This is a genomic window from Roseibium alexandrii DFL-11, from assembly GCF_000158095.2.
Classification (GTDB): Bacteria; Pseudomonadota; Alphaproteobacteria; order Rhizobiales; family Stappiaceae; genus Roseibium; species Roseibium alexandrii.
The window spans coordinates 2,763,063-2,784,727 of record NZ_CM011002.1 but is presented as its reverse complement, the minus strand read 5'-3'; the positions used below and the strand labels follow the sequence as shown (position 1 = coordinate 2,784,727).

Sequence of the window (21,665 nt, the reverse complement as noted above, 5' to 3'; positions counted from 1 at the left end):
GCGTTGAAAAAAATTTATTTTGTGAAGGAATATCAATCGCTTGCGAACTGATTTTGAGTTATTTGCCAGAAAGTAATAGATTTTGCCGTGAAAGCCTCTTATATAAACTCCGAACGAGCAAAAGAGATGGGCACAAGCCCGTTTTCTTTTGATCTAAATATGCTCAAAATGAGTATAAGTGTGCATCGGGCCAAAAACACCGGTGTTCGAGCCAAGATGAGGGAGGTCGCCATGACCATTGCCCAAACAACCGCGCCGGTCGGAACTCCGATCAAAGACGGCCTTTCGGCCCTGGATCGCTATGGCAAATTGAACCGTCCGGATCTGAGCTACACAGCTGAAGTTGCGGAAGCGACCGCCCCGATCTACCAGAAGGTGAAACACATCATTCCGGAGATCGAGTGGCCGGCCCTGGCCCCGACAATCCACGCGATCAACAAGCTGAAAAAAGAGCGGAATGCGGTCATTCTGGCGCACAACTACATGACGCCGGACATCTTTCATGGCGTGGCCGACATCGTGGGTGACAGCTTGCAGCTTGCGATCGAGGCGACCCGCACCGATGCGGATGTTATCGTGCAGTGCGGCGTGCACTTCATGGCGGAAACTTCCAAGATCCTGAGCCCGGAAAAGACCGTGTTGATTCCGGACATGAAGGCCGGCTGTTCCTTGGCTGAGTCCATCACAGGGGCGGATGTGCGGGCCTTGCGTGAGCGCAACCCGGGCGTCCCGATCATCACCTATGTGAACACGTCTGCCGACGTGAAGGCCGAATGCGATATCTGCTGCACATCGTCCAATGCGCTGCAAGTTGTTGAGAGCTTCGGTGTCGACAAGGTGTTCCTGATCCCGGACAAATATCTAGCGGCGAACGTTGGCAACAAAACCGATGTGGAAGTGCTGACCTGGGATGGTGCCTGTGAGGTCCACGAACGTTTCACCGCACAGGAATTGCGCGACTACCGCAAGATCGAACCGAAGGTGAAGATCATCGCGCACCCGGAATGCCCACCCGAGGTGGTCGCGGAAGCTGACTTTGCCGGCTCCACGGCGCACATGATCGACTGGGTGAAGACCAAACAACCGGAAAAGGTGATGATGATCACCGAGTGCTCCATGGCAGACAACGTCGCCAGCGAGACCCCGGAAGTGAACTTCATCCGTCCATGCAATCTGTGTCCGCACATGAAGCGGATCACTTTGGACAAGATCCTCGACACCCTTCTGGAGATGAAGGATGAGGTGGTCGTCGATCCGGTGATTGCCGACAAGGCGCGGGTGGCTGTTGAGCGGATGATCAACTTGAAAATCTGACCGCCCAAGGTTAGGTCACACATCTTCAAATGAATAACTTCCGGGCTTGGGCCCGGAAGCTCTTTTTGGGCATTGCCCAGTTCCATCCAGGAAGGTCTCATGGCGATCTCGACCGATGATTTTGTACCTGCCTATCCGGGCAAGGATGTCGATGACGTTGTCATTTTGGGCGGCGGATTGGCCGGCCTCTTCTGTGCACTGAAGTTGAGCCCACGGCCTGTGACGATCATCTCCAATGCACCGATCGGGCAGGGCGCTTCGTCCGCCTGGGCCCAAGGCGGTATTGCCGCTGCGATTTCTGAAAAGGATTCAGTCGAAAAGCACCGCGATGACACGCTGGCTGCCGGTTGTGGCATTTGCGAAGAAAACATCGTCGACCAGATGACCCGTGAGGGCAGCGAACGCGTTCGGGACCTTCTGTCCTACGGTGTGCCGTTTGATCAGGATCTGGAAGGCCGCCTCCAACTGTCCCGGGAAGCTGCCCACTCGCACAGCCGGGTCGTCCGTGTTCGCGGCGATATGGCCGGCAAGGCGATCATGGACGCGCTGATTACAGCTGTTCGCCGAACTCCGTCAATCCGGGTGCTTGAAGGCTACATAGGCGAAAGTTTCATCGGCGAAGGCCGGTATGTGACCGGCGTTCTGGCGCGGCGCCGCGGTGGTTTGGAACGGATGGCTTTTCCCGCAAAAGCGGTTGTTCTGGCGTCTGGCGGCATTGGCCACCTTTATGCCATGACGACCAATCCCGGCGAAGCAAATGGTCATGGATTGGCGATGGCGGCCCGCGCTGGTGCGGTCATTTCGGATGCCGAATTCGTTCAGTTCCACCCAACGGCCCTGGATGTTGGCTCTGATCCCGCTCCGCTGGCAACTGAGGCCTTGCGCGGCGAAGGCGCGATCCTTGTCAACAAGGCGGGAGAACGCTTCATGGAAGGCATCCATGCCGATCTGGAACTCGCACCTCGTGACATCGTCGCCAGAGCCATTCACCGGGAGATCCTCGAAGGCCGCGGTGCCTATCTGGATTGCCGGGACGCGATTGGCGCCCGTTTCAAGGACGACTTTCCGACCGTATTCGCCGCCGCGCAAAGCGCGGGCCTTGATCCGGTCAAAGATCTCCTGCCGGTCGCACCGGCAGAGCATTACCACATGGGCGGCGTCCTGACCGACGCCAATGGCCGGACGTCCCTCGACAACCTTTGGGCTGCGGGGGAAGTTGCCAGCACCGGCGCGCATGGGGCCAACCGACTGGCTTCCAACTCCCTTTTGGAAGCCGTGGTGTTTGCCGCTCGCATTGCGGAAGATATCCAAGGCCTGATGCCGACGCCGCGCAGCGCCTTTTGGGACGAGATGGACGCAGCGCCCGGCCTGCCGAGCCAGCGGAACATCGAAGAGCGCGATGCGATTACGGTCCTGCGGAACACGCTGTCTGAGAATGTCGGTGTCCTGCGCAGCCGGGAAGGCCTGAGAAAGGCGCTGGCGGATATTCAAAAGGCCGAAAGCGTCTGCGTGCGCCAGTCTATTCAGAACATGATGGTGACCGGCAAGCTGATTGCCGCGGCGGCCCTCATGCGCGAAGAAAGCCGGGGGGGCCATTTCCGCACCGATTTCCCGGATGAAAACCCTGCGATGGCCAAGCGGTCTTACGCGACTTTGAAAGAGGTCAACGCGCTTGTTGCCGAAAACCTCGAAACAGTGATCTGATTGCGAGTATTTCCATGCCGAGACAGCTGCCGGACCTACCGCGCCTGATGGTGGACGATGCCGTTAAGGCGGCCCTTTTGGAAGACTGGGGCCGGGCCGGGGACATCACCAGCCAGGCAACCATCCCGGTGACCTCCCGCGCCGAGGCCGTCATCGCAGCGCGCAAACCGGGGGTGTTGTCGGGGATCGCGCTTGCAGAAAGCGCGTTCCGACAGTCGGATGCCAGCCTGTCTTTCGCAGCTGACAAACAAGATGGCGATCGGCTTGAACCCGGTGATGTTGTCGCCCGGATTACCGGGCCGGCTCGAGCGCTCCTTTCGGCAGAGCGCGTGGCCCTGAATTTCCTCGGCCATCTTTCAGGGATTGCCAGTGCAACATCCCTCTTCGCCGACCGGATTGCCCACACAAAGGCATCGATTGTCTGCACTCGCAAAACCACTCCGGGTCTGCGCGGGTTTGAGAAATACGCGGTGAAATGCGGGGGCGGGTCCAATCACCGCTTCGGTCTGGATGATGCGATCCTGATCAAGGACAATCATATTGCCGTTGCCGGCGGTGTGGTAGACGCTGTGTCTGCGGCCAAGGCTTACGCCGGACATCTGGTAAAGATCGAAATTGAAGTGGATACGCTGGAGCAACTTCATCAGGCTCTTGGAGCAGGGCCCGATGTGATTATGCTCGACAACATGCCGCCCAAAACGCTTGAAAAAGCCGTCGAAATCACGGGTGGAAAGGCGCTTCTGGAAGCCTCCGGCGGTATTGAACTGGACACAGTCCAGGCGGTTGCCGAGGCCGGGGTCGACCTGATCTCGTCAGGTTGGATTACCCATTCGGCCCCGGTTCTCGATCTCGGGCTTGATATCGAAATCAGCTAAACAGTCTTAGCTCACCACAAGCAGAACACCGCCAGCGGCTGTTGCAGCGCCAATCGCGCGGATGATCGTTTTGGCGACCGGGCCATCCCGTCCGGCTGCCACGTTCGCACCATGGCCGATCAGCACACCGGCGGCGTGAAGGATGACCGTTGCGAGTGCGAAACCTGCTGCGTAACCGAGCCAGCCGGCATTTCCCATTTCGCCGCCATGCGCATATCCGTGGCACAGACCAAAGACTGCAACCAGGGCAACGCTGAGCCAGTTCGGCAGGTTGACGGCTGCCGCTACGATCAAACCAAGAATAATCACCGAAGCGAGGATGACCGGTTCCACATAGGGAATTGGAACGCCGGCGAGCGAGAGTGCAAAGCCGGACAGCATTGCGCCGACAAATACAGTCGGCAGCAACCAGATCGCGCGGCCACCGACAAGCGCGGCCCACAAACCGACGGCGATCATCGCTAGAACATGATCAAGGCCGAACACCGGGTGCGTGAAGCCGGCGGCAAAGGAGCCATGCTCTGCCGGGTCCAGGTGGGCGAATGCAGGAGAGGTCGAAACGGCCACAAGAAGCGCGGCGGCGGCAAAACGAATACTCATGTGTGATCCTTTATTTGGTCTTTCGGGTGCCCCGGAGTGGGTCGCACCTGACATGCGGGTTCTGGCTAACCCGCCGCGGTTATGGCTGATTCTCTTGTCTTTGAAAAATCAGATAAAATACGAAAGCATTTTGTCTTGATTGAGCGCGGCTCTGCGCGCCTGAGACTGTGAGATCATCGGTGTCAGGCCGGATCTGTATTGGCGGAAGTCGCCTGGTACTTTCAATGACCCTGCTTGATCTTGAGCAATGCGCTGCCTCGCGAAAGTGCGCTGAATGATCCGCAGAGGGCCTTTGTTCAGAAGCGTTGGTTTCAACTGACAGGAAGGAATGAATGAGCGACAGCGCGGACAACACCGAAAAAGAAATGGATGTGGTCACGCGCTTGACCAGATGGGCTCAGATCCCGCTTCTGATCGGGCTTGCCATAGGCATGATGTTGTTTCTGGTCACGTTCGTTGTCGATATACTGGTTGCGGTCCGGACCTTTGAATTTATGGATCGCAAGAAAACCATCCTGCTGATCCTCAATCTTCTGGACATGGTGTTCATTGCGAACCTGGTGATTATGGTGGCAACCAACACCTACAACAGCTATCGGATCCGGGCCTCGGCGCATGGAGAAGATTATATTTTGCAGGGCCAAATGGCCTACCGGCGCATGAAACATCGGATCGTCTCCACGATCATAATCATCTCGTCGATCCATGTTCTCAGCGAGCTTTTGGAGTACTCTCAGGCAACCGCGCTACAAGTGGCCGCCTTGTTTGGCTTTCATTTGATCTTGCTGGCGACCTATGTTGTGACCAATGTCTTTGAATCAAACGAGAGATAGTGCAGAAGCGCTAACCCTTGAGACACTGGTATTGAAATGCCGCAACTTGATGATAATCGCGAAGCGATACTCCAAACAGCCGAATTGAGCGGTGCTGCACCGGCGGCATCCGGGGTCACCAGCATCTGTTTCCTGCTTCTGGACAATTTCTCGCTGCTGTCCTTTTCATCCGCCATCGAACCCTTGCGCATTGCCAACAAGATCATGAAGCGCAAGGCGTTCGAGTATGTTTGCTGCACGCTGGATGGAAACGACGCCCTGGCAAGTTCCGGTGGGATTATGCGGGCGGATTGCGCATTGGATGATGTTAAGTCGTCGGATCTTCTGGCGATTTGCAGCAGCGATGATGTCGAATTGAACAGCCTGAGCCCTGCGCACAAAAACCGGATCCGGCGTTTTGCCCATCAGAAAACCAGGATCGCGGGCATTTGCACCGGTGCCTATGTGCTTGCGGATCTTGGGTTACTGGAGGGGCGGCAATGCACGATCCATTGGGAATACGCTGATCTCTTCAAGGAGCGCTTCCCGAAGGCCAAACTCATCGACAGCCTGATCCAGACCGACGATCACTATTTGACATGTGCTGGCGGGACTACGGCGCTGGATCTGATGATTGGCTACATAGCCGATCTGCATGGCGGAGCGGTGGCCAGCGATGTGGCAAGCATCGCGCTGCATCAGGATATGAGATCGGGCAGTGAACGACAGAATACCTTGATGCGGGACGAGCTCTACCTGATCCCACCGCGTCTGCGCCGGTGCATTGAACTGATGACCGAAAACGTTGGTGAAACCCTGTCCCAGAATCAGCTGGCGGCGCGGCTTAATGTCAGCCCGCGGCAGCTCCAGCGGGATTTTCAGCACTATTTCGAGTGTTCCCCGCTCGCCTATTACAGCAAGATCCGTCTCGACATTGCTCAGCGGCTGGTCTGCCGGACCGCGATGCCGATCATTGAAATCGCGGTGGCTTGCGGGTTTGCCAATGCTTCACATTTTGCAAAGCGCTACAAGAGCTTGCACGGCAAGAGCCCGATCGAAGACCGGCAGGCAAAAGGCCGGCCCCGGCAACAATGATTGCTGAAAAGGGGGAGGTGCCGGAGGAGGGCTGGATTCTAGCGAGTCGTGTTTAACTGAATACAGGCTGCTTCAGATTTCGAGTACGAGGCAAAGCCGAGTGACAGCGAAACCTGAATCCGTTTAAACGCGATTTGCTCTAGTTCCAGCCGCCAGCGTAAGTCTTGTAAAAGATGTGAAGGCCGATCTTGCCGCGCTTGGCCATGGATTTCGCCCACCGCGGATTGACGTAGTCGGCATGGTAGTGGGTCGATGCGTCGACCAACTTCAGGAACTCCTTGCCGTCGGTGACGTCCCGGGCAATACGCTCGGCGATTTTCCAGGCGCGGGGACTTGCGATCCGGTCGCGGATGCCATCACAGGCAAAGGAGAACTGGCAGCGGTTGCGCTTGTGCTTGTTCTGATAAACGACACCGCAGATGGAATCCGGATAAGACGGGTTCTTGACCCGGTTCAAGACCACCTGTGCAACTGCGATTTGACCCTCTTCAGACTCGCCGCGTGCCTCAAAGTAGATGGCTTCTGCGAGACACTTTTGTTCTTTGCGGGTGCCGACAGAAAGGGGAAGCGGGACCTGGGCCCACCAATGCGGGTTGTCGGGATCTTCCGGTGGAGGCAATTCCTGCTCGTACTTTGCAGCGCCGAAGAGTGCATCAAACGGCTCTTTGGTTTCTTTCACCGAATCTGGCGCATAGGCCGACACGAGGGAGAAACTGGCTGCAGCTGCATTGCGGGCCATCATGACCTTTTGAAGATCGATCGGAGCACCGGGTTCGAACTCATCGGAACTGGATTTTTCATCCAATGGTTCGGGCTTGACGAAGGCCACCCGCGGCAGGTCTGCATGCTTTTTCTCGGTCGAAATGAGACTGGACATCGCAAAGAGATTGCCGGCGGCCTGATCCACCATGTGCCGGTCCGGTGCCATGGTGATTTTCCGGTTTCCCTTGGAGGACACGTTCGTCTTGATGCCGTCGGGAAGCGTATCAGGCAGAACGCTGCGGGCAACGTCCTCCAGTCCAAGGACGGGCTTTGCATCGAAATCTTTATCGGCAGAGGTGAGTGTCAGAAGTGGCGCTGTTGTGTGGTCCGGAACGGTCGGGGTCGCAAGGTCCAGCATCGGAGCAATGCGGGATGTGAAGTTTGCCGGTTCCAGCGCCAGCATCCAGCGCGGCGTTTCCTGATGTTTTGCATTGATCAGGGCAAAAATGTCCTGATTGCCGACCTGGCCCTGGAGACCGAAGAACAGCAACGGACTTGCAAGAAGCACACGCGACATCTGTCGAAGACGCGCACCCATCCTGCGGGAACCTTGGTTTTTGCGAGTAGAAAACCGCTTTACTTCGCGGGACTTAAGGCCAGACATACGCAGCCAACTCCAACTCAATACACGCTGTCCGAATACGCCGGATCAATCATCGCTAACGTTGTGTAAACGTCCGCTCTGAAAGACAAGATGTCTGCTTAACCTTGAAAGACCGTTAATAAGCTTGAAATTGGCAGAATTTCTTGAGATCTGCGTAAATAATCAGCAGCTTATGGTTAATGGCGCTGAGAAAAATCAGGATGAAATGACAGCCTGCGGCCTTGTTGCAGGGGTAGATGCTCTCGGGGGTTCTACCGGCCGCCGACGCGTAGGCCAGGCGCTGGCCGTTCGCTCAAGAGCTGATGCTTGAACCGGAAGAGGGCCGCCGGCCGCCCGCCAGTCGCCGTTGACGTCGCACCTGTCGGTTCCACAAGGTCGGCGTTTTCAACCAGTCGCCGGAAGTTCTGTTTGTGGAGGTGGCGGCCTGAAATGGCTTCCACCGAGTTTTGAAGATCGGTGAGGGTGAAAGCCGAGGGCATGAGCTCAAAGATCACCGGCCGGTATTTGAGTTTGCCGCGCAGCCTTGATATCGCGGTGGCAAGAACACGGCGGTGGTCAAACTCCATGGAAATGCCAAACGGCGGGATCTCATCGCGCTTCAGGGCCGCCGGACGTCCATCCCTTTTGGCCTCGGCGACAAGGCCCGCCTCGTAGAGGAGCTCAAAACGTTCCAGAGCCCGTTCTTCGTCCCAGTCGGTTCCACCGGTGCCAAAGGCGAGGTGGACGCGTTCACTCCGGGCAAGAGCGCGGGGGGGCTCGCCTTCCGCCGGTGGCTCTTCGGCCCAGCTCTTCAGAGCTGGCAGCATGTCGGTATCCAGCAAGTCCGGCCGTCCGGCCCGCCAGTCTTCCCAAGGGAAGTAATCGTACCAGGACCGCCATGCGGAGTGATGGCGGGACAGCGTCTCTTCTGAATCCGGGGTCTGACGCGTCAAAGCGAGATATCCGACAGACACCACATGAGGGCCCTCATCTCCCGACACCCTGTGCCGTCCCCGGTCTCCAAACGTGTAGAGCTGCTCGATGTAGCCCAGCCGCAGCGCGGTCTGGTTTTCCACCCAGGCGCGCAGCCCGATCTCGAAGGTCCGGTGATGGAGAGGGTCGAAAGGACCAAAGGGCAGGCTGTCCGCCATATCCTTTTCCGGTTCTTCCACATGCACGATTTGCGGCATGCCACCCGCGACCGACACGATGACCGCATTCAGACCAATTTCAATGCTGGCGTGCCGGTGCGGCATGAAGGCTCCTCGTTAATCGAATATGGGCATCTCGAAGGGGGCACCCTCAAAAGCGTTGGCTCCGCGCCCGATGCCCCGGATGGCGTCGATCATCCGGCCATCACGATTGAGGATTCTATCCGCCATCGCAACAATTCGAGGGTTGGGCGTTGCGGAGGGCGAATGGCGGCGCAGCGTTGCGGCCATGGTGTATTCGTCTGCCTCCGGATTGAGCGCGCAAGCCGTCACATAGGCGCCCGCAGTGGAGCGGCTGATCCCGGCCCAGCAATGAATGACCAAAGGCGATGTCCGGTCCCACGCCCGGACAAACGCCAGAAGCTGCTCAACATGGCTTTCACCTGGAGGGGTCAGCCCCTTGACCGGCGCCGGGATGTCATTGAACGAGAGGTTCAAGTGACGCTCTGCAGAAATGCTTGGCGGTGTCGGCACCGGCATCTCGGCATTGATCAGGGTAACGAGTGACTTGGCGCCGGTTTTTTCAACCGTTTCGCTCAGCCGGGATAGGGAGCACACGTGCAGCATTCGGGGTTCCAGAACGAAAAATCAGTGCCGTTGGGGCGTAATGTGAAGGTAGGGCTATTCGCCGGTCAGGTCACCTGCTGGCGCGTCCGGTTTTCGGTTTTTTCCCAGCTTCCCGTAGGGCTTCGATCAGTTCGAACCGCTCCATAAACAAGATTTCTGCTTTCGCGACGGGCAAAGGCTTCAGACCATACCGCAACTTGCCATCCTCATCGGCGGGATAGCCACGGGGGCGGCCGAAGATTTTGGCAGCTTCCTTGTCTTCGAAGCCGGCAAGTTCGACAGCTTCAAAATAGGCGCAGATGATGTCCGCCCGCTTGCAGAGTTTCTTGATTGTTTGCGGCATTTCCGCAGGCAGGCCGAAGCGCAGGTGAATGGCGCCTTGTAGACGGTGTTCAACCGCCTTGTAGGCTTCACCGATTACTGTTTTGAACGGTGAAATCATGTCTCCGATCACATACTCTGGGGCATCGTGGAGAAGGATTGCAAGCCGCCAGTCCGGCGAGATATCGGGCTTCAGGCTAAGGGCGATATCTTCAACGATCAGTGAATGCTCTGCGACGGAGAAGGCGTGATCGCCGTAGGTCTGACCGTTCCAGCGGGCGACACGGGCAAGGCCGTGGGCAATGTCGGAAATCTCAACGTCGAGCGGCGAAGGGTCCAGGAGGTTCAGCCGGCGGCCGGACAACATGCGTTGCCAGGCGCGGGGCGGCTCATCGGAACGGGAAGCAGACATTGGACCCCTGTCGGTGGGTGGAACGTTACTCTGCTGCCTTGGCATCCGGCCAGCCGAACTCTGCCCAGTCGGGCAGCTTGACGGTGATGGCCACATCTCCGCAGGTCAGCGGGACGCCGTTTTCAATGGCTTGGTGCACCTTGTCAAGGCGCAGCAGGGCAACGCCAAAGGCTTGGCCGTCGATCATTGTGGACGAGCCGAGTTCGCCGACGCTTTTGTCGTTCGCGATGACGGAAGTACCCTTTTCCGGAAGCGCGCCCGCTGCCTCGATTTGGATAAACCGTTTGCGGGCCGTGCCCCGGTGGTGGACGCGCGAGACGACTTCCTGTCCGACATAGCAGCCCTTTTTGAAGGAAACGCCGCCGAGCTGATCCATATCCGCATCGTGCGGGAAAATGTCGGAGTATGCGAAATCCTTCAGACCCTCCGGAACTCCGAGGGCAACACGATGGGCGTCATAGGCTTCAAGATCCTTGACCGTTGCCGCAGACGCATCAGCAAAACCTGTAGGGCCGACGACCCGCTGGCCGAGCGCTGCGAGACGGGGATCTATCACCACAAGTTCGGCGCCGTTGGTGTCTGAAAGGTCTCCCCCCCAAAGAGCAAACACGCAGACATCTTCACCGGCAGCCTCCAGGTCCACCTTTGCCCGCAAACGGTAGAATGTGAGGCGCTTCAAAAGATCCGCGGATGTTTCTTTGGGCGCATCAATCAGGTAGCCGCTGTTCTGTTTGTAGATGAGGAAATCGAAGAGGATCTTGCCTTGGGGTGTCAGAAGCGCGGAAAGCGTCGAGCCCGGATCCGCGAGCTCATCGATGTCGGCAGTCACGAGGTTCTGCAGAAAGTGTTCGGCATCCGGGCCGGAGACGCGGATCAGGGCACGATCATGAAGCGGTGCGATGTTGGGGGATGACACGGTGAAACGCTCCTTGAAGTTCTGGCAGACGAGGCCTTGGACGGCAGATAAGCCCTTTCGTGTACACAGACAAGGTATCGACCCGCGATCCCGGCATGACACTGCATCCATTAGTCTTCAGCGAAATCCCGGAAAATGGGGTGCGACGTCAGCCACAAGGAATGTGTCCTGAAAAACACACCCGGAAACTCTTCGAATTTGTGATGTGAATAACAGCCAGCCCCCCGCTAGTGTGCGAGGAAAGGTGCGCTTAGAGGGGCTGGACGCTTGGAAACCATTTGGTAACCTTATGTCCTAACCCAAAATACACGGCTCACTTGTAAGGTTTTCTGAGGGCTTATGGGTATTGCGTTGGGGAGCTCGGGAATGTTTGTAACGAAGTACGGTGAAAGACCTTCGAAATCGCGCGGCGCTAGCCGCATGTTTTCGCAGCTCGCTTGTGCGGCTTTTCTAACCCTGTCAGCAGGCTCAACAAGCCTTGCCAGCGAAGCGGTTGAGGGCGCGCCAGACGAAGTCCAAAAACAGGACCCGTTGCATTTTCTTGTTTCTCTCGATGAGCAGCGTATTGATGTTTATCGCGGGTCGGAATTGATAGAGACATCGCCGATATCTTCCGGAAAACGTGGCAACAGCACCCCAACGGGCGTGTTTTCCATTCTGGAAAAACGGCGGAAGCACTTCTCCAATCTTTATGACAACGCCCCGATGCCGTTCATGCAGCGCCTGACGTGGTCTGGGATTGCACTTCATCAGGGCAAACTTCCCGGATATCCGGCGTCTCACGGCTGCATCCGTCTGCCGCGCAGCTTTGCCAAGTCTATTTTCGGCATGACAGCGCGCGGCAATCACGTCGTCGTAACGCGCGCAGCTGCAACACCAATGCCTGTCACGCACAGCGCTCTGCCGCAGCCGTTATCGCCCTCCACCAAGGTGGCAAGCTTGTCCGCACAGAACATTGCCATGGATCCGGCGCTGCGCGGTGCGATCCAGCCTGCCGTCCTGCAGACGCCTATAGCGGCAGCGGAACCGGAAAACCCTCACTTCGATCGACCGCTTCGGATGATCATCACACCGCAAAAGCCGCCGAGCAAAAACAAGATTTTGCAGCGGCTTTTGAACGAACTTGGATACAATGCCGGGCCGGTCGATGGCGTGGTCGGGCGCAAGACCCGGGCAGCGATCGAGCTTTATCAGGAAGGTGCGGACCTGCCGATCACCGGAAACATCACCGACAGTCTGGTGGCGCGGATTTATCGCGAGGCCGGGTATGAAAAGCCGCACAATGCCAAGCTCCGGGTTCGCCGTAAATTCCGCGATGTTTACAGCGCGCCCGTTACAATCAAGGGAACCGGTGAGGACATTGGCACCCATGTCTTCACCGCTCTTGATTTCAAACAGGGCGACCCGTCTGTCGAGTGGATTGCCGTCTCTGCAGAGGGCGAACGCGGCGGCGCATCATACGAAATTCTGGATCGCCTCGAGATCCCGCAGAAGGTGGCCGAAGACCTTTCGAAAATGTTGACGCCGGGGACATCTCTGACCGTGACGGACCGCAGCTTCCAGCGCAATACGGGGCTTGGCACAGACTTCGTCGTCATCACGCGCTAACTCTTCAAAGAGCGGACTTGCGCCGGATTTCCGGCGCAAGACTATTATCCGGATAACCTCACAATTCTGGCGTGAACGTCACCAAACTGTCGTCACTCTCCCGTATCGCAAGGGAACTTTCGACCAGCGATCCGGGAGAGCGAGATGCCTCAGAGCACGTTAACTGCATCCAAAAAACGTCTGAAAAACGCGGTGCACCGCTCCGATGCCGCGTCCCGGGATGGAATGCTGGAACGGCTCTTTACATTCGCATTCAAGGGCCTGGTCTATCCGCAAATCTGGGAAGACCCGGATGTAGACATGCGGGCGCTCCGTCTGACCCCGGAAAGCCGGATGGTGACGATTGCGTCTGGTGGCTGCAACGTGATGTCTTACCTGACAGCCAGCCCGGCAGAGATCACCGCAGTTGATTTGAACCGGGCACACGTCGCCCTCGGCCGTTTGAAACTCGCTGCGGCAAAGCACTTCCCGAACTACGAGACATTCTACCGGTTCTTCGGTGAGGCGGATGAGAAGGCCAACGTTGCCGCGTATGAGCGTTTCCTCAAAGCCAACCTCGATCCGGAAACCATTCACTACTGGGAAGGCCGGGACCTGGCCAACTGGGGCCGCAAGCGCATAACGCTGTTCTCGCGTGACCTCTATCATCATGGTCTTCTGGGCTACTGTATTGGCGCAGGGCATCTGGTCGCCCGCCTGTATGGAATTGATCCCAAGCACATGGTCCGGGCCAAGTCTCTTGAAGAGCAGCGCAGCTTCTTCGACACGGCTCTGGCACCACTGTTTGACAAGCGCCTGGTCCGCTGGGCGACATCGAAAAAGATGTCTCTTTATGGTTTGGGCATTCCGCCGGCGCAATATGATGCGCTGGTATCCGGCAATGCGGACGGCAACATGTCTGCGGTTCTGAAAGAACGGCTGGAGAAACTTGCGTGCGATTTCTCCATGTCAGACAACTACTTCGCGTGGCAGGCCTTTGGCCGGGGGTATGCGCCGCAAGATGGCGGAACGACGGGCAAATCCGGACCTCTGCCGCCGTATCTGAAGCGTGATCATTTTGAAGACATCCGCGACCGCGCAGGCCGCGTCCGGGTCCTCAACCGGAACTTCACCGAGCATCTGCAAAGCGTTGGCGAGGATATGCTGGACGCTTATGTGTTGCTTGATGCGCAGGACTGGATGACGGATCACCAGCTCAATGCGCTTTGGAGCGAGATCACGCGGACGGCGCGTCCGGGCGCGCGGGTGATCTTCCGGACGGCTGCCGAACCGAGCCTTTTGCCGGGCCGTGTTGCTGACGAGATCCTGGACCGCTGGACCTATGAAGCTGAGGAGAGCCTTGAGCTCGGCCGCCAGGATCGATCCTCGATCTATGGCGGTTTCCACCTCTACGTCTTCAAAGGATAGGCGAGAGCGGTAAACGTCATGAGCCATACTGCTGACACCGCTAGCCTGATGGATGCGGTCTACCGCAACCAGCGCCACATTTATGATCTGACGCGCAAATATTATTTGCTCGGCCGGGACCGGCTTATCCGGGATCTGGCGCCGCCGGTCGGCAGTGCCGTTCTTGAGCTCGGCTGCGGAACCGGCCGCAACCTGATAGCCGCCGCAAAGCGCTATCCGAAGGCGCGGTTTTATGGCCTCGACATTTCTGAACAGATGCTGGAGACGGCGCGCGCGAATATCGAAAAAGCAGGCCTCTCAGACCGGATCATCCTTGTTCGCGGAGATGCTTCAGACCCGGCGGCGCCAAAGCCTTTGGGTATCACCCAGTTCGAACGGGTATTTTTCTCTTACACCCTTTCCATGATGCCGATTTGGCGTGAGGCTCTGGCGGCTGGATTGGCGCACCTGGCTCCTCAAGGGCGTATTCACATCGTCGACTTCGGCCAGCAGGAGGGGCTGCCGGTGTGGTTCAAAGCGCTTCTAATGAAATGGCTGGCCTCTTTCCATGTAACACCGCGCGCGGATCTGCACGAGGAACTGCAGAAATTGGCGCAGGGCAACGGCGCCACATGTTCCTACAAGCCGATCTATCGCGGCTATGCCGTTATGGCAGAACTCCGCAAACCGTGATCCATCCGGATCAATCGCCGGCGACAAAGTAATGCAGCGTGCCATCCGGGCCAATGCCGACCCGGTAGAAATTCCACGCACCGTACTGCTCCATTTCTGCAAAGTCCCCGGATGTCACGATGCGGAACAGCTCAACCTTTTGCTCCGGCGTTAGATCCTGGATCGGATAACGGGAGAAGTACGGCCAGACATACATTTCCTGCGGAGTGCCGGCGTCCACATGCACGAAACCGGCATCCAGCACATCGGCCAGGATCGCGAGGATTTCAAAGCCTTCTCCGTCGCCGGAACTCTCTTTCAGGAAATCAATCGGATCTTCAATTTCTCCGAACGACAGTGTTGGCATCACCTCGTTGCTTTCCAGAATGATGCGCATCCGGTTGATATCGCCGGACAGAGCGGCCTCCATCATCTGGGAATGCATGCGGGCGACGGGTTTGGGCAAATAAGACTTGTTGTAAAGGATTTGCGGGCGATCCTGGAGGACGTCCGGGACGTCAACAATCACCTCATCAGCACTTTCCAATGTGCCCGGCAGATCTCCCAGTGGGATCGTTTCTGGGGAGGCCGCAGGACTGTCTTCACCTTGGGCGGGCGACACTTCTATCGTCTCGACAGTGACTGTTTTGGCTGGAGCGTGCCCAACCCACAAGAGAAAGGCAATGCATGCCCCGAGGGTGTGCAATTTCATGGGTCTTTCTCCTTTAGAATCGCTTTGCCGCCAGCCGTTCTTCTTTAATCAGTTCATGGCAATGTGAAAACAATAAGAAACGGCGTTGATATGCTTGTGGTGCATGGGCTGCAGCGCTATCGAAGGTATTCCCTTCCGCTCGGGCGATGACAACACACCTAAGGCTGGCCTGTGACCTTTCTGGAATATGCCGTTATCGGCTTCTTCATTGGTATCATTACGACGGCGCCGGTCGGACCCGTCAACATCATGGCCATCCAGCATGCCGTGCGCAGTGGGTTTCGCCATGGGGTGTTCGTTGGGCTTGGGGCTGTTGTCGCAGACACGCTCTACGCGACCGCCGCGATATTTGGCGTCTCCGCCGTCACGCGGTTCATCGAAGGCCAATTCGATCTGATTGAGATCGTTGGCGGGGCGCTTCTGATCATTTTCGGTTTGAAAATCTGGAACAGCCATCCGCATTTGAATGGCGGAGATGACGGCAAGGAACACGGGTTCTGGGGCGATGCAACGGCGGCCTTCTTCATGGCCATCACAAACCCTGGAACAATTCTCGCGTTTATCGCGATTTTCGGCAGTCTGGGGGACTGGCGTCCGGACCACGACAACTACTTCGGATCACTGATGATGGTCGCTGGCGTCACGGCCGGCGCGTGTTCCTGGTGGGTATTCATCTCCGCTACGGTGACCCATTTCAGATCCCGCATCGACGATGCCTGGCTTGACAGGGCCAATCATATAGCAGGCGCAATTCTGATGATCTTTGGCGGCCTGATCTACCTAAAGCTTGCCTACGATCTGATCCGCTGACCCTAGGCTTTGCGCAAAACGAGACTTAAAAAGGCCGGATGAACCGGCCTTTCCAGATATCGGTATTTGCTAAGCTGATGCTACTGCAGAACCCGGTTGACCGTGTAGTCGCCACGCTGAATACGGTCCGGCAAACCTTCTGCCAGTTTGGCAACAGCATCTTCGCCATAGGCCGCAACGAGGTCGGCGAGGGCGGTGAACATTGCGGCATGTGCGACAGCATCTGCGTCGACACCATTGGCAATAGCTTCTGACCAGGCTTCTGAAATGAAACCCAATGCAGCGCGCCGAATATCCTCGTCTTCGGCAAATTCGGCTTCCATTGCCGCTTCGGCGTAATCGTCGTTGATCATTCGTTCCCTTACCGGTCTTTCCCGACGCGCATGGTATCAACCCCAGCGTGTCCCATCCCCGAATCTCATGAACTGATCCTAGCACGGTGAATCGCGCTGATAAGCAACCGTGAACACAAACTTAACGGCCACCCACAAATTTGATGCAAAAAGTTTACGAACTGATAACGAAATGGAAAAAACTGCCGGGTTCAGCGCCCGTACCGGCTGGTCACGTCGGAGATGATCGTTTCGCCTTGACCCAAATACTGTGCCATGGCGAGACGGGCGGCATCCGTGCAGTCCTGATAAGCAACTGAAAAACCGCGATAACCCTGATTGAACCGCTCGATGAAGCGCCGCCGCCGGTTCTCATCCCGGGTTTCTGCGTCGAGGAATTCCTCCATACGATCCCGCCAGGTCGGCGTGTCTTCTTCTCCGCAGAGCGGACGCAGGTAATGCAACGCTCCGAAGATTTCAGACAGCCGCATCAGCTGCGGTTCATAGGGCGGAGCGCTGACACCGGGTGTGTCCTGAGCAGACGCGGTCAGAGGTGCAGATACGACGAGAAACGCCGCCATCAAGGCGGCGGCGGAAGACACAGGTTGTATCGCGTTCCCGAACATTCGGCGATCATGCGCCGGGGTCGCTCGTCCTGCAACAGCTATGGTGCGTTGACCCCAGGAATTCACTTCTCAGGCGAGCTTGGAGAGCAGGCGCCGGATCCGCGCCGGTGTTCCAGGCGTCGTGATGCGGCCGTCCAGGTCTTTTAGGGCCACCCATTCGGCTGCAGTGGCATCATCACCGGCCATCACGGTCCCGGACGGGTTTTTCGCAACAAATACCGCCAAAACGAAATGAGAGAGGATGTCCCCATTCTCATCGCGTTGGATGGAATCGAAAACCTCGACAGGGCCGTCAAGCTCTGCCGTCAGCTCTGTCTCTTCGAGTAACTCCCGCGCCGCAGCCTCTGCAAGTGTTTCGCCAAACTCCACCTTACCGCCGGGCAGGCTCCAGTGATCCTTGTAAGGCGGTTTACCGCGTTTGATCAGAAGCGCGGAGCCATCCTTGTGGCAGAGCACACTGACGCTGAGAACGGGGACGGAAGGAAAGGGCCGGGACATACCCGAACTCTGTCACATAAAAGGTTGATCAGGCAAACAGGGCGTCGATCTCTGCCTGGGCGGCATCGCCTTCCGGCTGCTCGGCTTCCGGTTTGACGTGACCGTGGATCACACCACTCGCTGTCGAGATCAGCGGCTTGATTTCGTTGGTCGCAAATCCGGCGATATCCGCAGCGATCACAGATGGATCTTCGGTTTCCCGGAGCTGATCCTGGATTTGAGCCACAAGCACATTGATGTCGGAGGCGCAGGCTTCTAGGTGCTCACGAAGATGAGACGGTGCAGCATGATAGGCGAGAATTGCCAGTTTCTTGTCTTTGAAGGATGAATTCTCAAAGTGCCCTTCATAGTCGAGCGGCTGCCATTCCAGAACGTCAGCGGCACAATCCGGCATTGCCGGCAGCATTTCGAGCAGCATCATCACTTCATTGAAATGGTTTAGGTAGTCGGTTGCCAGGCCGGTCTGGGAATTGATATTGGCCTGCTCCAGCCGTTCGGCGGCCAGCTCACCGGCGCCCAAAACTGGATCCACACATTCCATACCCGACCCCCGATTGTGTTACTTTCAAAAAAGCTAGCGCTTTATCGTTTCAAATTGCCTAACTTCACGTCATTTCTCGATAATTCGCAAACGGACATGTGAATAAGGACAACCAGACATGTGCGGACGTTACAGCCTGACAGCCACACCGGACGATGTACGGGCGCTTTTTGGCTACATCGATCAACCGAATTTTCCGGCACGCTACAACATCGCGCCGACCCAGCCGGTGGCGACAGTGATCAATGCGCATGGCCAGCGGCGGTTTCAACTTGTCCGCTGGGGCCTGATACCATCCTGGGTGAAGGATCCGGCAAGTTTCACGCTTCTGATCAATGCGCGCGCAGAGACGGCAGCCGAAAAACCATCGTTCCGCTCGGCCATGAAACACCATCGGTGTCTGTTTCCAGCCTCGGGTTTTTACGAGTGGCGGCGGACGCCAGAGGGCAAGCAGCCTTTCTATATTTCGCCCGCAGAAGGTAGGCTGATGGCCTTTGCGGGCCTTTGGGAAACGTGGTCCGACCCGGACGGCGGCGACATGGATTCCGGGGCGATGCTGACCACGCAATCCAACCGGATGATGTCCGAAATCCACCATCGTATGCCGGTGATCTTGAGGCCGGAGAGTTTCGAAACATGGCTAGACACCGGCAATGTGCCCGTTCGGGATGTGAAACAGCTGATGCTGCCAATCGAAGACGATTATCTGAAAGCTGTTCCTGTCTCCACGCGGGTCAATAAAGTCGTGAATGATGACCCGGATCTGCAAGTCGAGGTTCCGCTTGAGCAGGCAGACGCTCCGGAAAAGACGAGCCGAACTCAGAAGAAGGCGGCAACAGGCGGTGGGCAGTTGGATTTGTTTTGAGCGTCAAGGAACCGATGGTTTTCTTGCCGGTGGAATAACCGGTGTGAGCCCTAGGTGCCCATTCTCAAGGTCGCGGCGCTGGGCCGCCTTGCGAAACTTGCGACAATTTAACATGAAGCAAAAAGCAATCGGTGCGCCGTTCTAAACGGCGCGTCCCGTCCATCTTTGAACCCGCATCACGCCGGTTGTGTTTGGATCTGGATCATCCAGGGCAGCCCAAAGAGAAGCATCGCGGCCGATATGGCACAGGCGATGGTGCGCACCGAGTTCCAGAACGTCCATCGTGGCAGATAGGTCTGGCGCCAGTAGTCACGCGTGCTGTCGGATGACAGGTTCATACCCGCCAAAGCCTTGTTCATCGGGACATTGAAGAAAACGGTCACGCAGAAGCAGCCGACAAGATAGACTAGCCCGGCCAGCATGATCAGCGTTCCGGCGGGGCCCGAAAGCCCCAAGGCGCCGTAGCCTGCGATGACCAGTGAAACTGCGGTCGTTCCAAGAAACAACGTCATGAAGACCCAGCGAAACACTTCTCGGTTGATCACTTGCATAGCCTCGACACCGCCAGAGCCGCGGGTCAGCGCAAGGGAGCGCATGATGAAATCGGAGAAGGCGAGGAAAACGCCGCCCACAAGGGCATAGGCGAGGATTGTGAATTGGATAAGAAAGAAGAAAACAGGCGACATGGGCTTACTCTTCATTGCGGATAGCGCGGCAGGAGCGCTACGCCTCCTGCCGTTTTCTCTGGGGTGGATCAGGTGGCCGTAGACCAGGCGCCATCTTCCATGGCGGTCGCGGCAAACTCCGCGAAGTTACGCGGGTTGCGACCCAAGGCGCGTTCGACTCCGTCCGCAGTATAGGCGTTGCGCCCGTCAAGCGTTTCCCGCGCGATCTGTGTAAAGACGTCGGCCACAAAGTACCCGCCGGAGGCTGCGACATTGGCGTGGAAGTCCTCGAACGCAATGGGGATGTGTTGGATCGGACGGCCCATTGTGGTGGAAAGGATATCAGCCATTTCGGCAAAGGTCACCACACGTGGGCCAGTTACCTCGTACCGCTCACCCAAATGCCCCTCTTCGGTCAGAGCGGCGACAACCACATCGGCAATGTCGTCGATATCGATGATCGGTTCGGCAACGTCGCCGCCAGGCATCGGCAGCACGCCACCAAGGATCGGGTCGCGCAGATAGCCTTCGGAGAAGTTCTGCGCAAACCAGGCCGAACGCACAATGGTAAAGGGAATTCCGGAGTTGCGGATCACTTCCTCGCCCATGCTCGCGAAGTGTTCTCCCCGGCCGGACAGCAATACGATGTGTTGCATACCGGTCTCCAGCGCAACCTTGGCAAAAGCCTCCAGCTTTTCCACCGCGCCCGGAAAGGCGAGATCGGGGAAGTAGGTGACATAGGCTTTGGATACGCCGGTCAGGATCGGGGCCCAGGTGCTCTGGTCTTCCCAATCGAAGCGGGGGACCGACCCGCGCGTGCCACGGAGAACGGGCAGGCCCCTGGCTTCAAGCTTGGTAACAACGCGCGATCCGGTTTTTCCCGTGGCGCCAATGACGAGAATGGGTTGGTTGGTCATAGTCGTCTCCAATGGTGAGCCGCGAGCTCATTGATTGTGTTGAATTAGAATGGAGTGGGTCGGAAGGCTGCTGAGACCAGGGAAGTTCAGCGGCCGTCAGTCCCGGTACGAGGAGGCAAACAAGCGAAGGGAGATAGATCAGGAAAAAAGAACCTGTGATCCCTTGTGCAGACTGAGGTTGCCAAAAGGTTGCCTGCGTTTGCTCGTGTGAGTGTCGCAGCGCATCGCTATGCATGCGCCCGAACTTGACCGACCAGGATCGACCAATCCATACCCAAGGCGCTATAGACGTCGCCGGCCTGCTCATTCCCGTTATCTGCAAGAATTTCGATCATCAGACTGGCCCCATCCGCGATGACAACTCCGGCTTGTGTCAGCCGGTGCAAAGCTGTCTCACGCTTTGTCATGTTAAAGGTCCCGCTGGCATCGACGGCGATGTAGGCTTCAAACCCTTCGCGCACGGCCCTCATCGCGGGAAACGCAGCGCAGACTTCCAGAGAAAGCCCGGCGAAGATCAATTTGCTTCGCCCGGTTGCGCGAATGGCCTCTTCCACCCGTGGATCGTCCCAAGCGTTGACAGTTGTTCGGTCGATAAAGGTCTGGTCTGGCAAAGCTTCCAGTAGTTCTGGAATGGCAGGTCCCCATAATGTCTCTGACGAGGTCGTGGTCGTGACGATCGGCAGGCCGAGCGCCTTTGCGGCTTTGGCCAAGCCGACGATGTTGTGTTTGAGATCGGCGATCGAATAGTCGCGGATACCGGTCATCAGCCCGACCTGATTGTCAACAAAAACAACGGCGGCATTGTCACTGGTCAGGGGGGCTGGATTGGTCAGGTTCATCATGGTTTTCTCCTTTCAAGGG

Annotated in this window: 24 protein-coding genes; 10 read left to right on the top strand and 14 right to left on the bottom strand. The window is 57.3% G+C overall.

Going from position 1 to position 21,665, the window contains the following annotated elements; translation table 11 throughout:
* Positions 1–231 precede the first annotated feature (231 nt).
* From nadA to nadC, 3 genes are all read left to right on the top strand, one after another.
* Positions 232–1,314, top strand: a complete 1,083-nt coding sequence (gene nadA / locus SADFL11_RS12860) for a quinolinate synthase NadA (protein WP_040452922.1) — start codon at positions 232–234, stop codon at positions 1,312–1,314.
* Positions 1,315–1,413: 99 nt separating this feature from the next.
* On the top strand, positions 1,414–3,018 hold the full coding sequence (locus SADFL11_RS12855) for an L-aspartate oxidase (protein ID WP_008195289.1): 1,605 nt from the start codon (positions 1,414–1,416) through the stop codon (positions 3,016–3,018).
* 14 nt (positions 3,019–3,032) lie between these two features.
* On the top strand, positions 3,033–3,893 hold the full coding sequence (nadC, locus tag SADFL11_RS12850) for a carboxylating nicotinate-nucleotide diphosphorylase (RefSeq protein WP_008190707.1): 861 nt from the start codon (positions 3,033–3,035) through the stop codon (positions 3,891–3,893).
* Between the two features lie 6 nt (positions 3,894–3,899).
* Here nadC and SADFL11_RS12845 read toward each other — a convergent pair whose 3' ends face one another.
* A complete protein-coding gene (locus SADFL11_RS12845; protein ID WP_008194370.1) occupies positions 3,900–4,493 on the bottom strand; it encodes a HupE/UreJ family protein in 594 nt (197 codons plus the stop codon).
* 332 nt (positions 4,494–4,825) lie between these two features.
* Between SADFL11_RS12845 and SADFL11_RS12840 the strand changes: the two genes are divergently transcribed.
* Both SADFL11_RS12840 and SADFL11_RS12835 read left to right on the top strand, forming a co-directional pair.
* Positions 4,826–5,326 (top strand): YqhA family protein, encoded by a 501-nt coding sequence (locus SADFL11_RS12840; RefSeq protein ID WP_008195956.1) that lies wholly within the window; start codon positions 4,826–4,828, stop codon positions 5,324–5,326.
* A gap of 36 nt (positions 5,327–5,362) precedes the next feature.
* On the top strand, positions 5,363–6,400 hold the full coding sequence (locus SADFL11_RS12835) for a GlxA family transcriptional regulator (protein ID WP_008196532.1): 1,038 nt from the start codon (positions 5,363–5,365) through the stop codon (positions 6,398–6,400).
* A gap of 139 nt (positions 6,401–6,539) precedes the next feature.
* On the opposite strand, the gene SADFL11_RS12830 is transcribed toward SADFL11_RS12835, so the two are convergent.
* The 5 genes from SADFL11_RS12830 to ygfZ form a co-directional block, all read right to left on the bottom strand.
* Positions 6,540–7,700, bottom strand: coding sequence for a cell wall hydrolase (locus tag SADFL11_RS12830; protein WP_209002588.1), 1,161 nt, complete (start codon positions 7,698–7,700; stop codon positions 6,540–6,542).
* Positions 7,701–8,017: 317 nt separating this feature from the next.
* On the bottom strand, positions 8,018–9,001 hold the full coding sequence (locus tag SADFL11_RS12825; RefSeq protein ID WP_008193942.1) for an NUDIX hydrolase: 984 nt from the start codon (positions 8,999–9,001) through the stop codon (positions 8,018–8,020).
* Between the two features lie 12 nt (positions 9,002–9,013).
* Complete coding sequence (locus SADFL11_RS12820) at positions 9,014–9,523, bottom strand: tyrosine phosphatase family protein (RefSeq protein ID WP_008193284.1); 510 nt, start codon at positions 9,521–9,523, stop codon at positions 9,014–9,016.
* 70 nt (positions 9,524–9,593) lie between these two features.
* A complete protein-coding gene (locus SADFL11_RS12815) occupies positions 9,594–10,256 on the bottom strand; it encodes a YfbR-like 5'-deoxynucleotidase (RefSeq protein ID WP_008195875.1) in 663 nt (220 codons plus the stop codon).
* A gap of 25 nt (positions 10,257–10,281) precedes the next feature.
* Complete coding sequence (gene ygfZ, locus SADFL11_RS12810; RefSeq protein WP_008191816.1) at positions 10,282–11,172, bottom strand: CAF17-like 4Fe-4S cluster assembly/insertion protein YgfZ; 891 nt, start codon at positions 11,170–11,172, stop codon at positions 10,282–10,284.
* Positions 11,173–11,538: 366 nt separating this feature from the next.
* Here ygfZ and SADFL11_RS12805 point away from each other — a divergent pair, with 366 nt between their 5' ends.
* From SADFL11_RS12805 to SADFL11_RS12795, 3 genes are all read left to right on the top strand, one after another.
* Positions 11,539–12,780 (top strand): L,D-transpeptidase family protein, encoded by a 1,242-nt coding sequence (locus SADFL11_RS12805; RefSeq protein ID WP_040451585.1) that lies wholly within the window; start codon positions 11,539–11,541, stop codon positions 12,778–12,780.
* A 144-nt stretch (positions 12,781–12,924) separates the two neighbouring features.
* Positions 12,925–14,187 (top strand): BtaA family protein, encoded by a 1,263-nt coding sequence (locus SADFL11_RS12800; protein WP_008193916.1) that lies wholly within the window; start codon positions 12,925–12,927, stop codon positions 14,185–14,187.
* A gap of 18 nt (positions 14,188–14,205) precedes the next feature.
* Positions 14,206–14,859 carry an SAM-dependent methyltransferase gene (locus SADFL11_RS12795; RefSeq protein ID WP_040451587.1) on the top strand — a complete coding sequence of 218 codons (654 nt, stop codon included), beginning with the start codon at positions 14,206–14,208 and terminating at the stop codon, positions 14,857–14,859.
* A 10-nt stretch (positions 14,860–14,869) separates the two neighbouring features.
* On the opposite strand, the gene SADFL11_RS12790 is transcribed toward SADFL11_RS12795, so the two are convergent.
* Complete coding sequence (locus SADFL11_RS12790; RefSeq protein ID WP_050776049.1) at positions 14,870–15,550, bottom strand: hypothetical protein; 681 nt, start codon at positions 15,548–15,550, stop codon at positions 14,870–14,872.
* A 171-nt stretch (positions 15,551–15,721) separates the two neighbouring features.
* Here SADFL11_RS12790 and SADFL11_RS12785 point away from each other — a divergent pair, with 171 nt between their 5' ends.
* A complete protein-coding gene (locus tag SADFL11_RS12785; RefSeq protein ID WP_008192098.1) occupies positions 15,722–16,360 on the top strand; it encodes a LysE family translocator in 639 nt (212 codons plus the stop codon).
* Positions 16,361–16,440: 80 nt separating this feature from the next.
* Here the strand turns inward: SADFL11_RS12785 and SADFL11_RS12780 are convergent, their stop codons facing one another.
* The 4 genes from SADFL11_RS12780 to SADFL11_RS12765 all read right to left on the bottom strand — a co-directional run bounded on the left by SADFL11_RS12780 (position 16,441) and on the right by SADFL11_RS12765 (position 18,357).
* Positions 16,441–16,713 (bottom strand): hypothetical protein, encoded by a 273-nt coding sequence (locus SADFL11_RS12780; RefSeq protein WP_008193146.1) that lies wholly within the window; start codon positions 16,711–16,713, stop codon positions 16,441–16,443.
* A gap of 191 nt (positions 16,714–16,904) precedes the next feature.
* Positions 16,905–17,294 (bottom strand): TIGR02301 family protein, encoded by a 390-nt coding sequence (locus SADFL11_RS12775; RefSeq protein WP_209002586.1) that lies wholly within the window; start codon positions 17,292–17,294, stop codon positions 16,905–16,907.
* A 93-nt stretch (positions 17,295–17,387) separates the two neighbouring features.
* On the bottom strand, positions 17,388–17,816 hold the full coding sequence (locus SADFL11_RS12770; RefSeq protein WP_040451589.1) for an NUDIX hydrolase: 429 nt from the start codon (positions 17,814–17,816) through the stop codon (positions 17,388–17,390).
* A 28-nt stretch (positions 17,817–17,844) separates the two neighbouring features.
* Positions 17,845–18,357: a hypothetical protein gene (locus tag SADFL11_RS12765; RefSeq protein WP_040451591.1), complete on the bottom strand. Its 513-nt coding sequence runs from the start codon at positions 18,355–18,357 to the stop codon at positions 17,845–17,847.
* A gap of 118 nt (positions 18,358–18,475) precedes the next feature.
* On the opposite strand from SADFL11_RS12765, the gene SADFL11_RS12760 reads away from it, so the two are divergent.
* Complete coding sequence (locus tag SADFL11_RS12760; RefSeq protein ID WP_008196819.1) at positions 18,476–19,222, top strand: SOS response-associated peptidase; 747 nt, start codon at positions 18,476–18,478, stop codon at positions 19,220–19,222.
* Positions 19,223–19,398: 176 nt separating this feature from the next.
* On the opposite strand, the gene SADFL11_RS12755 is transcribed toward SADFL11_RS12760, so the two are convergent.
* From SADFL11_RS12755 to SADFL11_RS12745, 3 genes are all read right to left on the bottom strand, one after another.
* Positions 19,399–19,908, bottom strand: a complete 510-nt coding sequence (locus tag SADFL11_RS12755; RefSeq protein ID WP_008190738.1) for an anthrone oxygenase family protein — start codon at positions 19,906–19,908, stop codon at positions 19,399–19,401.
* A 68-nt stretch (positions 19,909–19,976) separates the two neighbouring features.
* Complete coding sequence (locus tag SADFL11_RS12750) at positions 19,977–20,804, bottom strand: NmrA family NAD(P)-binding protein (protein WP_008195933.1); 828 nt, start codon at positions 20,802–20,804, stop codon at positions 19,977–19,979.
* 227 nt (positions 20,805–21,031) lie between these two features.
* A complete protein-coding gene (locus tag SADFL11_RS12745) occupies positions 21,032–21,646 on the bottom strand; it encodes an isochorismatase family protein (RefSeq protein ID WP_008191376.1) in 615 nt (204 codons plus the stop codon).
* Positions 21,647–21,665: the final 19 nt, after the last annotated feature.